12 protein-coding genes are annotated in these 13,889 nt (G+C 50.6%); 5 read left to right on the plus strand and 7 right to left on the minus strand.

The annotated features are described in order from the left end of the window. The first annotated feature begins 29 nt into the window (after nucleotides 1–29). The gene (locus tag ACW9SV_RS16520; protein ID WP_479557864.1) at nucleotides 30–440 is read left to right on the plus strand and encodes a hypothetical protein; all 411 of its coding nucleotides are present in this window, start codon (nucleotides 30–32) and stop codon (nucleotides 438–440) included. 74 nt (nucleotides 441–514) lie between these two features. Here the strand turns inward: ACW9SV_RS16520 and ACW9SV_RS16525 are convergent, their stop codons facing one another. Continuing rightward, entirely contained in the window at nucleotides 515–1,591 is a 1,077-nt protein-coding gene (locus ACW9SV_RS16525) for a mannose-1-phosphate guanylyltransferase (RefSeq protein WP_479557865.1), read from the minus strand. A gap of 19 nt (nucleotides 1,592–1,610) precedes the next feature. Continuing rightward, nucleotides 1,611–2,579, minus strand: coding sequence for a KpsF/GutQ family sugar-phosphate isomerase (locus tag ACW9SV_RS16530; RefSeq protein WP_479557866.1), 969 nt, complete (start codon nucleotides 2,577–2,579; stop codon nucleotides 1,611–1,613). Between the two features lie 70 nt (nucleotides 2,580–2,649). Here ACW9SV_RS16530 and recQ point away from each other — a divergent pair, with 70 nt between their 5' ends. From recQ to ACW9SV_RS16545, 3 genes are all read left to right on the plus strand, one after another. Continuing rightward, on the plus strand, nucleotides 2,650–4,827 hold the full coding sequence (gene recQ / locus ACW9SV_RS16535) for a DNA helicase RecQ (protein WP_479557867.1): 2,178 nt from the start codon (nucleotides 2,650–2,652) through the stop codon (nucleotides 4,825–4,827). 158 nt (nucleotides 4,828–4,985) lie between these two features. Further along, nucleotides 4,986–6,290, plus strand: a complete 1,305-nt coding sequence (gene purD, locus ACW9SV_RS16540; RefSeq protein ID WP_479557868.1) for a phosphoribosylamine--glycine ligase — start codon at nucleotides 4,986–4,988, stop codon at nucleotides 6,288–6,290. Nucleotides 6,291–6,479: 189 nt separating this feature from the next. After that, the gene (locus ACW9SV_RS16545; protein WP_479557869.1) at nucleotides 6,480–7,763 is read left to right on the plus strand and encodes an acetyl-CoA hydrolase/transferase family protein; all 1,284 of its coding nucleotides are present in this window, start codon (nucleotides 6,480–6,482) and stop codon (nucleotides 7,761–7,763) included. Between the two features lie 122 nt (nucleotides 7,764–7,885). Here ACW9SV_RS16545 and ACW9SV_RS16550 read toward each other — a convergent pair whose 3' ends face one another. The 4 genes from ACW9SV_RS16550 to ACW9SV_RS16565 all read right to left on the minus strand — a co-directional run bounded on the left by ACW9SV_RS16550 (nucleotide 7,886) and on the right by ACW9SV_RS16565 (nucleotide 11,584). After that, on the minus strand, nucleotides 7,886–8,302 hold the full coding sequence (locus ACW9SV_RS16550) for a BrxA/BrxB family bacilliredoxin (protein ID WP_479557947.1): 417 nt from the start codon (nucleotides 8,300–8,302) through the stop codon (nucleotides 7,886–7,888). 199 nt (nucleotides 8,303–8,501) lie between these two features. Next, nucleotides 8,502–9,605, minus strand: a complete 1,104-nt coding sequence (locus tag ACW9SV_RS16555) for a cytochrome-c peroxidase (protein ID WP_479557870.1) — start codon at nucleotides 9,603–9,605, stop codon at nucleotides 8,502–8,504. Between the two features lie 6 nt (nucleotides 9,606–9,611). Next, nucleotides 9,612–10,367 carry an MbnP family protein gene (locus ACW9SV_RS16560; protein ID WP_479557871.1) on the minus strand — a complete coding sequence of 252 codons (756 nt, stop codon included), beginning with the start codon at nucleotides 10,365–10,367 and terminating at the stop codon, nucleotides 9,612–9,614. A gap of 104 nt (nucleotides 10,368–10,471) precedes the next feature. After that, a complete protein-coding gene (locus tag ACW9SV_RS16565; protein WP_479557872.1) occupies nucleotides 10,472–11,584 on the minus strand; it encodes a cytochrome-c peroxidase in 1,113 nt (370 codons plus the stop codon). Nucleotides 11,585–11,968: 384 nt separating this feature from the next. Here ACW9SV_RS16565 and rpsT point away from each other — a divergent pair, with 384 nt between their 5' ends. Beyond that, nucleotides 11,969–12,226, plus strand: a complete 258-nt coding sequence (rpsT, locus tag ACW9SV_RS16570) for a 30S ribosomal protein S20 (RefSeq protein WP_479557873.1) — start codon at nucleotides 11,969–11,971, stop codon at nucleotides 12,224–12,226. Nucleotides 12,227–12,457: 231 nt separating this feature from the next. Here rpsT and pyk read toward each other — a convergent pair whose 3' ends face one another. Further along, nucleotides 12,458–13,888 (minus strand): pyruvate kinase, encoded by a 1,431-nt coding sequence (gene pyk / locus ACW9SV_RS16575; protein ID WP_479557874.1) that lies wholly within the window; start codon nucleotides 13,886–13,888, stop codon nucleotides 12,458–12,460. Between the last annotated feature and the right edge of the window lies 1 nt (nucleotide 13,889).

A 13,889-nucleotide genomic window follows, 5' to 3' on the forward strand; every position in this document is an offset into this window, starting at 1 on the left:
CTTACTTCAAAAGCCATAACTGCGATCTTATGAAAAATACACTACTTCTTCTGCTCTTGGCGTTCCTCGCGTTTTCCTGCTTTGACAAGGAAGACGCCCCGGCGGTGTTGCCCAATGGTACCTACACCGGCACCTTTATGCGCTCAAGCCCCACCGCTGATTATGGCTCTTCTGAGGTGACCCTTGTCTTGGAAGGTAATTCCTTCTCTGGTAGCAGCAATATGCCCAAGTACCCGGCCATAGGGAGAGGCACTTACCACATAGAAGGGCAGGAAGTGATCTTTGAAGATGAATCATTCTGGACGGCAGACTTTGACTGGACCCTTATCCTTGACGGGGCTTTTTCCATCAGCACCCAAAATGATGTAGTCACCCTTACCCGCAAACATGGTGACATCATTGATGTGTACCGATTGACCCTGCAGCAGCAAACCAAGTAAGAGGGCTGCATAAAACAAGAGCGGGGCTACTGATCATCAGTAGCCCCGCTCTTGTTTATAGGTAGGTGGAAGTTCTAAATAAAGTTTTGGCCTTTCATGGCCTTAGCATCGGCGACAAAGTCTTTCACTTTTTGTTCATCCTCGCGGCGACATACCATGAACACGTTATCATAAGCCGCCACAATGTAGTCTTCTAAACCCTGTACCACCACCAGTTGATCCTGAGGAGTTTTGATGATGCAGTTCTTGACTTCATAGGTAAGCACGTTGCCATCTATCACATTCCCTTCAGGGCTTTTCTCAGAAAGACTGTATAAAGAATCCCAACTTCCTAAGTCAGACCACCCAAAATCACCCAGAATCACAAACACGTTGTCTGCCTTCTCCATGATGCCGTAGTCAATGGAAATGTTTCGGGTGTGGGAATACGCCCGGTTGATGAAGGCTTCCTCCTCGTCGGTATCCAGGACAGGGATTCCTTCGTCGAAGGTTTCGGCCATGTCTCCCAAGTGCTTGTGAAACGCTTTTACAATGGCTTGGGCGTTCCAGATGAAGATACCGGCATTCCAGACAAACTCTCCGCTGTCCAGAAACATCTGGGCGATTTCAAGGGAAGGTTTCTCGGTGAAGGTCTTTACTTTTTTCAGGGTTTGGGAATCATCGCCGATAAACTGAATATACCCATAGCCGGTGTGGGGCCGGGTAGGCTTAATGCCCAAGGTCACCAGGATCTCGCTGTTAGCGGTGGCGACCAATGCCTCTTTGATGCAATTTTTAAAGGATTCTTCCCGTAGGATCACGTGGTCGGCCGGGGCAATGACAATATTCGCGTTTGGGTTGCGCTTGGCAATCTTGAAACAGGCATAAGCAATGCAAGCCGCAGTGTTACGGCCAATGGGCTCCTCCAGAATCTGGTTGTCTGTAAGGTCTGGCAAATGCTCCCGCACTAGGCTGGAATAGTCACGGTGGGTCACCACAAACACATTTTTTGGCGGGCAGATCCCTTCAAACCGTTTTACGGTGGTTTGGATCATGCTCTCCCCAATACCCAGGACATCATGGAACTGCTTTGGATGGTTGACTCTGCTAAATGGCCAGAAGCGGCTTCCAATGCCCCCGGCCATAATCACTACATAGGTGTTGTCGTTCATGTTATCCTAGTCGTTCATGTTATACTAGTCCCTCTTTCAGTAAATCATGGAGATGCACAAACCCAGTGAATGTCCCTTTTTTAGTGACAATGAGCTGGGTGATGTTCTTTTTCTGCATGGTAACTAAAGCTTCTACGGCGTATTCTTCACAGTCGATGGTGAGGGGGGACGGTGTCATGATATCTGCGGCGGTGATGCCTGCCAGATTGTCAAAGTTGGAGAGCATCCGCCGTAAGTCACCATCGGTGATTATACCGGTTAAGTTACCAGAATTATCCAGAACTGCAGTAGCCCCCAACCGTTTTGAGGAAATTTCAATAATGATCTCTTTCAGCGTGGCTCCTGTGTTTACCTGCGGGGCCGCATTGAGGGTGTAAATATCGCCTACTTTCAGGTAAAGCCGCTTACCCAGCGAGCCGCCGGGGTGCAGGGCGCCAAAATCCTCTTTGCTGAAGTTACGTGACTCTAGAAGGCAGACCGCCAGGGCATCACCCAAAGCTAAATGGGCCGTGGTGCTGGTGGTAGGGGCCAGGTTGTTGGGGCAGGCTTCCCGCTCAATAGTGGCGTTCAATACAAAATCGGCTTGCTGGGCCAGGTACGAATCTGTGTTGGAAACCAAGGCGGCCAACGGGGTGCCTTTCCGCTTCAGTAGCGGCACCAATACCTTTATTTCTGGGGTATTGCCGCTTTTGGAGAGGCAAATCACGAAATCATCGGCCTGAATCATGCCCAGGTCACCGTGGATGGCATCGGCGGCGTGCATGAACAGGGCAGGGGTGCCGGTAGAGTTAAGCGTGGCCACAATTTTAGAGGCAATGTTGGCACTTTTCCCGATGCCGGTAACCACCACACGGCCTCTGATGGCCAATATTGCCTGCACGCAAGCCTCAAAATCCTCGTCAATATAGTCTGCGAGTTGAAGAATAGCGGCAGCTTCTTCCTGCAACACTTTTTTTGCGATGCTTTTGATATTTTTCGTGATATTCAAGTTAGATTTGTATTAGACAAGACAACAACAGAAAGTACAAACCCTTGTTTCTCGACAACAAGCATATTACATGTTAGTAAAACAAGAATCATTAAAGAACAAATTAAAGGAAGTTTTCGGCTATAGTCAATTCAGGGGAAACCAGGAGGCGATTATAGAAAACATCATGTCTGGCAAGAACACGTTTGTGATCATGCCAACGGGTGCCGGGAAATCACTTTGCTACCAGTTGCCCGCCCTGGCAATGGAAGGAACCGCTATTGTGATTTCTCCTCTTATCGCGCTGATGAAAAACCAGGTGGACCAGTTGAACGCTTTCGGGATTAATGCCCAGTTCCTGAACTCCACGCTTTCAAAAGCCGAGATGAACAAGGTGAAGAAGGAGACGGTGAGTGGTGATGTGAAATTGCTGTACGTAGCCCCAGAATCGCTTACCAAAGAAGATACCCTTGATTTCCTGAAGCAGGCTAAAATTGCGTTTGTCGCTATTGACGAGGCGCACTGTATCTCAGAGTGGGGCCATGACTTCAGGCCAGAGTACCGCAAGATCAGGGGCATCATTGACAACATCGGCAACCTGCCTATCATTGCCTTGACCGCCACGGCCACGCCCAAGGTGCAGCTGGACATCCAGAAAAACCTGCAGATGGACGATGCCTCGGTGTTCAAGTCTTCTTTCAATCGTACAAATCTGTACTATGAGGTGCGCCCTAAACACAACACCAAAAAGCAGCTCATCCAGTACATCAAAAAACATAAAGGCAAAAGCGGCATCATCTACTGTCTCAGCCGCAAGAAGGTAGAGGAGATTGCCGAGCTGTTGCAGGTAAACGACATCAAAGCGTTGCCGTACCACGCCGGCCTTGATTCTAACGTGCGCATGGCCAACCAAGACGCGTTCCTGAACGAGGACGTGGATGTGATTGTGGCTACTATCGCGTTCGGAATGGGGATTGACAAGCCCGACGTCCGGTTCGTGATCCACTACGATACCCCTAAATCCATTGAAGGCTACTACCAGGAAACCGGCCGCGGCGGACGCGACGGTCTGGAAGGCAACTGCCTCATGTTCTATAGCTACGATGACATTGTGAAGCTGGAGAAATTCAGCAAAGACAAGCCTGTTACCGAGCGCGACAACTCCAAGCTGCTTCTGCAGGAGATGGCCTCCTATGCCGATTCAGCCGTGTGCCGCCGCCGGCAGCTACTTCATTACTTCGGGGAGCAATATGACAAAGACTGTGGCTTCTGCGATAACTGCACGCACCCGAAAGAGAAATTTGAGGCCGAGCAGGAACTGACGTACGCTCTGAAAGCGGTGGTGCAAACAAACCAGCGCTTCGCGATAGACCACTTGGTGAACGTGCTCATCGGGTTCAAAGACCAGTATGTAGAAAGCTACAGCCATGATCAATTAGAGGTCTTTGGCGTGGGCAAAGAGCAGGAGCCCGCTTTCTGGAACTCCATCATCCGCCAAGCCCTGTTGTTCGATTACCTGGAAAAAGACATTGAGAACGTAGGGACGCTTAAGATCACTGAGAAAGGCGAGAAATTCCTGCAAAGCCCGCATTCCATCAAGTTCGCCAAAGACCACAACTTTGACGAAGAAGTGCAGCAAGAGGAAGAGAAAGAGGAAACCCAGGCTGCGGCCGGACATGACGCCGTTCTCTTTGACATGCTCAAGGCGCTGCGCAAGAAGCTGGCCAAGGAGATGAACCTGCCACCGTACGTGCTGTTCCAAGACCCGTCTATCAAGGAGATGGCCACCACGTACCCTACCACCAAAGAAGACCTGGCGCACATTGCCGGGGTGGGCATGGGTAAGGTGCAGAAGTTTGGGAAGCCGTTTTTGGAGCTGATTTCCAAATACGTGGAGGAAAACGACATTGTCACCGCTGCCGATGTGGTGGTGAAAACCACGGTGAACAAGTCCAAGCTCAAAATCTACGTGATTCAGCAGATTGACAAGAAGATGGACCTGGAAGAGATCGCTTCCTCCAAAGGCCTGACCATGTCTGAACTGATTGAGGAGATTGAGCACATCTGCTACTCGGGCACCAAACTGAACTTGGATTACTATATTGACGGGGTTCTGGACGATGACCGCCAGCAGGAGGTGATTGACTATTTCATGAGCGCGACCACCGATAATATGGCCGCCGCCATCAAAGAACTGGGCACCGACGATTATACCGAGGATGACCTCCGCCTCATGCGGATCAAGTTCCTCTCTAAATACGCGAACTAATTCTAATGGAAACAGAAAAGCAGGTGGCCTCACCTGCTTTTCTGTTTCCATGATGTGGCACCATTTTGGTGGTGTTTTATTGAATGCAGCCTTGAAACGGCTGTCCCTGAACGATAACTCGGCTTGAGCCCCGCGCTTGAGCTTAAACCCTTGCTTGTATGAACGTACTGATAATTGGAGCGGGTGGCCGCGAGCACGCCCTAGCCTGGAAAATTAGCCAAAGCCCTTACTGTGAGAGAATCTTCGTGGCCCCGGGAAACGCCGGTACTGCCCAGATTGCCACCAACGTAGACATCTCCATCACCGATTTTGAGGAACTAGCCAAATTCGCCACCGACTTCAACATCATGATGCTGGTGGTAGGTCAGGAAGCGGCGCTGGTAGAAGGCATCGCCGATTATTTTGCTGAGCGTGAGTACCTGCAGCATATCTTGGTGGTGGGACCGCGCAAAGCCGGTGCACAGCTGGAAGGCAGCAAAGATTTCTCCAAGCAGTTCATGCTCAAGTACGGCATCCCCACAGCCCGTTATCAGACCTTCACCGCCCAGGACTTTGACCAGGCCATTGCTTATCTGCAAAACCACCCGTACCCCGTAGTGCTTAAAGCCGATGGTTTAGCCGCCGGCAAGGGGGTGGTGATTGCCCAGAACGTAACCGAGGCCACCGAAGCCATCACCGGCATGCTGAAGAACAACAAGTTTGGCAGCGCAGGCAGCAAGGTGGTGGTAGAGGAGTTCCTGCAAGGGATTGAGCTTTCGGCGTTCATTCTCACTGATGGGAAAGAATATGTGCTGCTGCCCGAGGCAAAAGACTATAAACGCATAGGCGAAGGAGACACCGGCCTAAATACCGGCGGCATGGGCGCTATTTCCCCGGTTCCGTTCGCCGATGAAGCCTTCATGAGCAAGGTGCGTACGCGCGTGATTGAGCCTACTTTGCTGGGTTTGCAGCAGGAAGGTATCCCGTACTCTGGTTTCCTGTTCATCGGGCTCATGAACACCAACGGCGATCCGTACGTGATTGAGTACAACGTGCGCTTGGGCGACCCAGAAACAGAGGCGATCTTGCCTCGCATCAACTCAGACCTTTTTGAGCTTTTCAAAGCCTTGCATGACCACGAGCTGGGCAGTTTCCAGTTGGAGGTAGATCCACGCTCTGCTACTACTATCTTCTTGGTATCCGGTGGGTATCCTGAGGACTACGAAAAAGGCAAAGAGATCCAGGGTCTGCAAGCTGCCATGCCTGAAAACACCCTTTGCTTCCATGCCGGAACCAAGCAAACACCGTCTGGCCAGGTGGTCACTGATGGGGGTAGGGTAATTGCCATCACTGGGTTGGGCCAGGACATGGAAGAGGCACTGGAGAATGCAAACGCCGCGGCCGGGCAGATTACCTGGCAGGGACGTAATTTCCGCCGGGATATTGGCTTTGACCTGAAGCAATACTTGGCAGAACGTCTCTAAGAAGCTATAAGATTCTTCTTCGCTCCAAGGAATTTATGCGATCTACTTCAGGCCTTTTTTCCTGAAAACAGGTTTAAAAATGACGAAGGCCAGCCGTGAGGCTGGCCTTCGTCATTTTTGTGGGTGTACAGAAAATTTATCTTTGCGGCAGATTTTCGTAAACACCACAACACCAAACCTGAAAAGCCCATGTCACTTCAACCTGACTATACTACCGCCGAGGAAGCTGTAAAACTGATTAAATCAGGAGACCGCGTGTTTGTGCACGGGGCCGCCATGACGCCGCTGCGGTTAGTGAATGCCGTGTCTGCCCGAGCAGACGAACTACGGGAGGTAGAGTTCATTCACATGCACACCGAAGGGCCTGCCCCTTACACCTACCCAGAAAATGCTGGTAGTTTTAAAACCAATGGCTGCTTTATCGGGGCCAACATCCGGCAGGCACTGAATGAGGGCACCGCCGATTACATCCCCATTTTCTTAAGTGAGATCTCCCTTTTGTTCCGCCGGAACATTCTCCCGCTGGATGTTGCCTTGGTGCAGGTGTCGCCGCCAGATGCGCACGGGTATTGTACCCTTGGCTCCTCGGTGGATGTGGCTTTGTCAGCGGTGGAGACCGCCAAAATTCTGATTGCCGAGGTAAACCCCCGGGTACCTCGCTCCCATGGCGATGGCATTGTGCATATCAGTAAGTTTGACGCCAAAGTTTGGTCAGATGAGCCGCTGCCGGAGCACGCCAGCAAGGCCTGCGGATTGGTGGAAACGCAGATAGGCAAGTTGGTGGCAGAGTTGGTGGAAGACGGGGCAACCCTGCAAATGGGTATTGGCGGGATACCAGATGCGGTATTGCAGCAGTTGGGCAACCACAAAGACTTAGGCATCCATACCGAGATGTTCTCTGACGGTATCATCCCTCTAGTGGAGAAAGGCGTGATTACGGGTGCCCGGAAAAAGGTCTTAAAGCACAAGATTGTGTCTTGTTTTGTGAACGGTTCTAAAAAGGTGTTTGATTTTCTGCATGACAATCCATCGGTGGTGATGAAAGAAACCGTTTTCACCAATGATACGGCTATTATCAGGCAAAACCCCAGAACCACGGCCATCAACAGCGCCATTGAGGTGGACCTGACCGGCCAAGTTTGCGCAGATAGTATCGGGACGTACCAGTTCTCTGGCGTGGGCGGCCAGATGGACTTCATGCGGGGAGCGGCGCTGTCAGAAGGAGGGAAGCCCATTATTGCCCTTCCCTCTATTACGAACAAAGGCGAATCTAAGATTGTCAACATTCTGAAGCCCGGGGCTAGTGTCACTACCACACGCGCCCACGTCCGCTACATTGTAACGGAGTTCGGGATTGCTGATTTATACGGGAAGAATTTACGGCAACGCGCAAAGGAATTGATCCGGATTGCCCACCCAGACCACCAGGCTGAACTGGAGCGACTCGCCTTTGAACGTTTCAAGGTGCTATAGGAACCGGGTTTAAGCTTTAAGGTCTTTGCGTTTACAGCCCTTTCTAAGCAAAACCTTCTTAAAACAGGAACGCCTGACCAAATTGGTCAGGCGTTCCTGTTTTATCTGAAAAGAACTACAAACTAGCAGTATTCTTCAAAGGCGCCTTGCAGGTTGTCTACAATGCGGGTTAAATCGTTGCCTTCAATGTGGTGACGCTCAATTACGTGCACCAACTCGCCGTCTTTAAACAAGGCGATAGAAGGAGAAGACGGAGGATATGGTAACATGAACTCACGTACTTTCGCTACGGCTTCGGTTTCCATTCCAGCAAACACGGTGACCAGTTTAGATGGTTTTTGCTCGCTGCTAGCCACGGCCATTTTCAGGGCCGGACGGGCTTTAGCGGCGGCGCAACCGCACACAGAGTTAACGGCCACCAAAACGGTGCCTTCTTTCTGGTTCAATACAGACTCTACTTCTTCGGGCGTCATTAATTGCTCGAAGCCAACAGAGGTCAGGTCTTCCCGGATAGGGGCGACCATATATTCAGGATACATTGCCATGGATATGGATGAATTTAAGGTGAATTCTATTTCTAGTGTAAAACTACAAAATCAACCGTAAAACACCACGGGCCCAGTTCTGGTTTCCGAAAGGATAGCAATTCTCATCCGGGATACTGTAATCTGCTTACAAGGGCTATTTCTGATAGGAATGGGTGAGCAGGTGTGATGACTTCAATCTGTTTAATTAGGTTTACTGGCTATTGGAATTGGCGTTTCGCTGAAGGAAATCATGGTCTGTCAATGTATTCAGAAAGGAGAGGATGTCAGCTTTTTCTGCCGTTGAGAGGGGAAGCCCTACGGTGCCGTCGGGCTTTTTGAAGATGGGGTCAAGGGTAGCAGAGAAAACCATTCCCTGGGTGTAATGCTCCAATACTTGCTGCAGCGTTTTAAAGCGACCGTCGTGCATGTAAGGAGCGGTGACAGCTACGTTCCGAAGCGTCGGAACCTTGTATTTGCCTATATCTTCGGGGCGTTGCGTAATGCGGCCACGGCCCCAAGCCTCTTTTTCGTGGTCTTCCGAAAAAAGCGCGTCTAAGCCGTTGTTGCGGTAGCTTTGATCGGTGAAGAAATCGGTAGCGTGACAGGGAGCGCAATGTTGCCTCACCAAAGCCAAGCCCCTTACTTCCGTTGAGGTCAAAGTGGCGCTGGGTTCCCGGCGCATGTAGCGGTCATATCGGGAGTTGCCGCTGATGAGCGTACGTTGGAACTGGGCCAAGGCCCGCATGATGAGAGACGAAGTGATAGAATCAGTCCCGAACGCGGCCTTGAACTGGGAAGGATAGATGGAATGCGACTGCAGTTCCCGCGTGAGTTCCTTCAGGTCCTGTGCCATCTCGTCAGCGTGGGTGAGCGGCCCCACCGCCAGGGACTCCAAGTCTTTGGCCCCGCCGTCCCAGAACCATCCCTGCATCCAAGCCAGGTTCTGCAAGGCGGGGACATGTCTTCGTAGGGGTTTTCCTGAGACCCCCGCCATGGTGAGTGCGTGACTATCAGAAAAAGCCTTCTCGGGTTGGTGGCAGGTGGCACAGCTAATTTGGTTGTTCCCGGAGAGAATCGGGTCAAAGAACAGTCTTTTGCCCACCAACACGCCCTCTTTGGTGATCGGGTTCCGTTTCGGGGATGGTACCGTTGTACCCAAGTTCGCAGGAACAGCTATTGCGTAGCTCTCCGGCGCTGGTCTGTCTGCTTCATTTTCTGGCGTACAGCTAGTGATCAGGCTACTAAGCAGGCATAACAAGCAGCCCGTGAGCCTAAGCCATCGGCAGTACACACAGGAAGAAGACAAGTGCCGCATTAGGGCTTATTTTAACTTAAACATCTGCTGGATATTATCGGCCACTAAACCGGCGTTGGCTCCACCCATTACACTGGAAAAGCCCGTTGCACTCAAATCAATCACGTTAGGTCCCCCAAACAAAGTTCTGGTGTTGGTCAAGAGGTCCAACGTGCGGTCTTGGCCGTTCAGCCCCCAGTTGGAAGGCAAGGTTATAGTGACGGTGCGGTAGTTCTCGTCATGGCCAATATGGTACAGGAAGTTTTTGAAGGCGTTCTCGGTAGGGTGGAAGTACTGGCCTTCGGCTACCAGAAATTTATAACCGGTGTCCCAATCCCATGCCATGTTCTGGTTGGGATCAAGGTCGCCTACCTGGTCCGTAGAGTGGTTCCGGCTGGGGTCAACGCCAACGCTGAAAGTAAGGGTGGTATAAATCCCATCAGGTACCTCCGGGAGGGTGAAAGACTCCTGAATGTGATCAGCGGTTCGTTCTATGAGATGGTAGCTGTTTGGCTCTACGTAGGCAGATCCATTGGGGCGGGTAAGTTTCACATTGCTGATGTAGTACCGGAAGGCATTGAACTTCACGCGGTGGCCTTGCGCATTGGTGTACTCCTTCGCCAGCGTGAAAGGCTCCGTCTGGAAGGTGTGCTGAAAAGCTAAAGTGACTTGGCTTGGCCCAGCAGGGGCATCGTCGTTGTCTGAGCAACTCCAGGAAAAAAGGGCAAGCACCAGGAGTAATGTAGCGGAAAAGCTTTTATCAATAGTAAAACGTGAATTCATAGGTGTATAGTAGAAAGTTGGGTATTCTATTTAGAGCGAACGTAGGCCGTTCGCCGTTTCAGGTGTAGTTTGGTAAAAAACAGGACGGAAACTTGTTACTTGGGTCACTTATTAGGATCGGAGAAGCGAGGATCGGTGATGAAGGTCTCATCTGTGAGGGTCTTCAAAAAGGAGATGATCTGCTTCTTTTCCGTTGCGGTGAGCCCCAGTGACGTTTCCCCGAAGTCATTACGAGCCTCTTCAATAAGGGGGTCTAGGTTGGGGTCGTTCATGTTAATGTGCTCATTGTAGTGGTCCAGCACCTCTTCCAGAGTCTTGAACCGGCCGTCGTGCATGTAAGGGGCGGTAAGCGCGATGTTTCGGAGCGAAGGAGCTCTGAACTTGCCTCGGTCACTTTCTAGCCCCGTAATCAACCCTCTGCCGGCGTCTTTGGGCAATGCATCCAGTCCGTTGTTATGGAACGTGTTAAAGGTTTGTAGCGTACCGCCATGGCAGTCGCCGCAGTTGCCGCCTCTCAGGCTGATGTTTGGATCTGGATGGGTAAGGAAGAGGCGCATGCCCAGCAGCTCGTCCGCGGTTAGGTTGGCCTGGCCTTCCTGGTAGCGATCAAACTTGGAGTTGGAAGAGATGAGGGTTCGGGTAAATTGCGCCAAGGCCTTGAGCAGGTTCTCTTTAGTGATGGAGCCCCTCCCAAAGGCTTTCTCAAATAAGATTGGGTATTTCTCCGTGGCCTGCAATTTAGCTGCAGCTACATCCAAATTCTGATGCAGTTCAATAGGGCTCTCCAGCGGAATCTTCGCCTGCTCCTCCAACGATTTCGGTCCCCCGTCCCAATTGAATTGCGAAACCCACAGCAGATTGGCCAAGGACATGGCACTGCGCGTGCCGGCCACGCCGTCTACTCCCTTGCTGACTGCCTGACCGTCTGTAAAAGCGAATTGCTGTTGGTGGCAACTGCCGCAGGACATGGTGTTGTTGGCCGAGAGCGTTTTCTCATAGAAAAGCATCCGGCCCAAGGCAACACCTTCCTGGGTAAGCGGATTGTCCGCGGGGATAGCCTGTGTGTTCCCGAAGCGCTTGGGCAACTCCAGTTGATACGGGGTAGGAGCAGGAAGGGGTTCGGTTATTTCTTCCTCCGAAGGAGCTGTACTGCAGCTTGTCAGAACGCAGGTGGCAGCCAACCATCCCCAAGAAAACAGCTTCTGGAAAATACGCATGTAGTCGTATTTGATTTTAAGAATAACGGTGGATTATTCCTTTTCTGTATTTGCTGTTTAAGGGCTTCTTTCTAAAAAGCACCCTTTAAACGGTTGTACTAAGAAAAGAAAATTCAACGGATAACCGGTGAGTAGGCCAGTTAAATGAAGGTGCCAATTGAAATCTTTCACATAAAGGTGTCTTTAGATGGTTGTAAATACTAACTTTGCAGGGCAAAACAGGGCGCGGCAGTTCTTTTTACCTGTATGTTCCTCTGCTAGAGGGAGAAGAGAAAGGCCGTGGATAAATTTTGGTAAAGTTTTCTTGGAATTTAATCTGTAACCATGTAGTTTTGCAAACTCATTTAGAATCAGAGTCAAAAGCATTTATCTATATTCACAACCATGGCTAACCATAAGTCAGCATTAAAAAGAATCAGATCTAACAACGCGAAACGCTTGCTGAATCGTTATCAGGCGAAAACGACCCGTACCTTTGTAAAGCGTTTAAGAAGCACAACCGACAAAGCCGAGGCGCAAGAGCTGTTTAAGACGGTATCTGGTATGCTGGACAAGTTGGCCAAGAAGAACGTGATCCACAAAAACAAAGCAGCCAACAACAAATCGAAATTGGCTCGTTTCGTGAATACTTTAGCTGCCTAGTTTTAGGTAGTATTTACTTTCTTGGGTAATAAACAGAAGCCTTGCTGATGCAAGGCTTTTTGTGTTATGGGCCTGTTTGCTTGAAACGTGCTATAATCCGAAATGCACTTTCGCTATTTCTAGCCATTGCCCAGTTCAGAGGAAGGCTTTTCTATCTTTAAACTGAGCCAATAAAAAAGCGGCCCGCTTCTAACAGCGGGCCGCTTTTTTTAAAGTAGTGCTAAGTATCGCTTAGTGAACTACGCTTAACTTGATCATGTTGGCGCGTTTTTTCTCCATTACCGGCATAGACCCGATGTTGATGAAGATATCACCGGTCTCCAGGTGGCCTTCTTTTACCAGGATCTCTTTCAGGTCTGCGATCGTTTCATCGGTAGACACGAACCGGTCATAGTAATAGCCTCTGATACCCCATACTAGGTTCAGGGTGTTCAATAGCACGCGGTTGTCGGTGAAGACGAAGATGTTGGCTTTAGGGCGGTGCTTGGCCAATTGGATGGCAGTGTACCCAGATTTGGTGAGACAGATGAGCGCACGGGCGTCGGTATCACGGGCCAGGGTTACGGCACTTGCCACCACCGTGTCATTGTAGAAAGTAGGCGACTGTTTGTTGAACACGAAGTTGCGGTGGAAAACGGCAGCTTGCGTCTCTACTGACTTGATGGTGCGGTTCATGCTCCGGATAGTCTCAATAGGGTAGGCTCCGGCAGCGGTTTCCGCGCTCAGCATCAAGGTGTCGGCGCCGTCCATTACTGCGTTGGCCACGTCGTTGGTCTCAGCACGGGTAGGACGTGGATTGGTGATCATGCTTTCCATCATCTGGGTTGCCACAATCACGGGTTTGCCCAGCTTGTTGCATTTCTCCACAATCATTTTCTGCAGCATAGGAACGCTCTCCATTCCTACTTCAACCCCTAAGTCGCCACGGGCTACCATTACAGCATCGGTGGCCTCAATGATGGAATCAATGTTGCGGATCGCCTCTGGTTTCTCAATTTTGGCTACTACTTTGGCGTCTTTGCCGCGCTCCGCAATAATTTGTTTGATTTCATGGATGTCCTCTACTTTTCTTACGAAAGAAAGAGCAATCCACTCTACATCATTATCCAAACCAAAGTGCAGGTCCTGAATATCTTTCTCAGTAAGCGATGGAGCAGTAACTACGGTGTCTGGCAGGTTCATGCCTTTGCGAGGTTTCACCACGCCGCCGTACACCACCTCAGTTATTACCTCGTTCACGCCATCGGTGCTTAAAACGCGCACTTCAAGTTTACCATCGTCAATCAGGATAGCATCACCAGGGCGCACATCTTGGGCCAAACGGGCATAGCTGTGTGAAAGCTTCTGGGGGTTACCCATAGATTTGTCATAGACAAATGTCAGTTGCTGACCTTCCACAATCTCAATGGCGCCGTCCTGTACATCGTTGATCCGGATTTTAGGGCCCTGCAAGTCTTGCAGTAAGCATATATTGAAGCCTTCGGCAGCATTGATGGCCCGTACGTGTTCAATAACCTTCAGGTGTTCGTGGTGAGCGCCGTGAGAAAAATTAAGACGGAAAACATCTACCCCTTCTTGGATAAGGGCCCGGAGGCGCTCAGGGGTGTTGCTGGCGGGGCCAACGGTTGCAATAATCTTGGTGTTGTTGAAGGGAATAGCCATG

The sequence above is a fragment of the Rufibacter sp. JT20002 genome, from assembly GCF_056491185.1.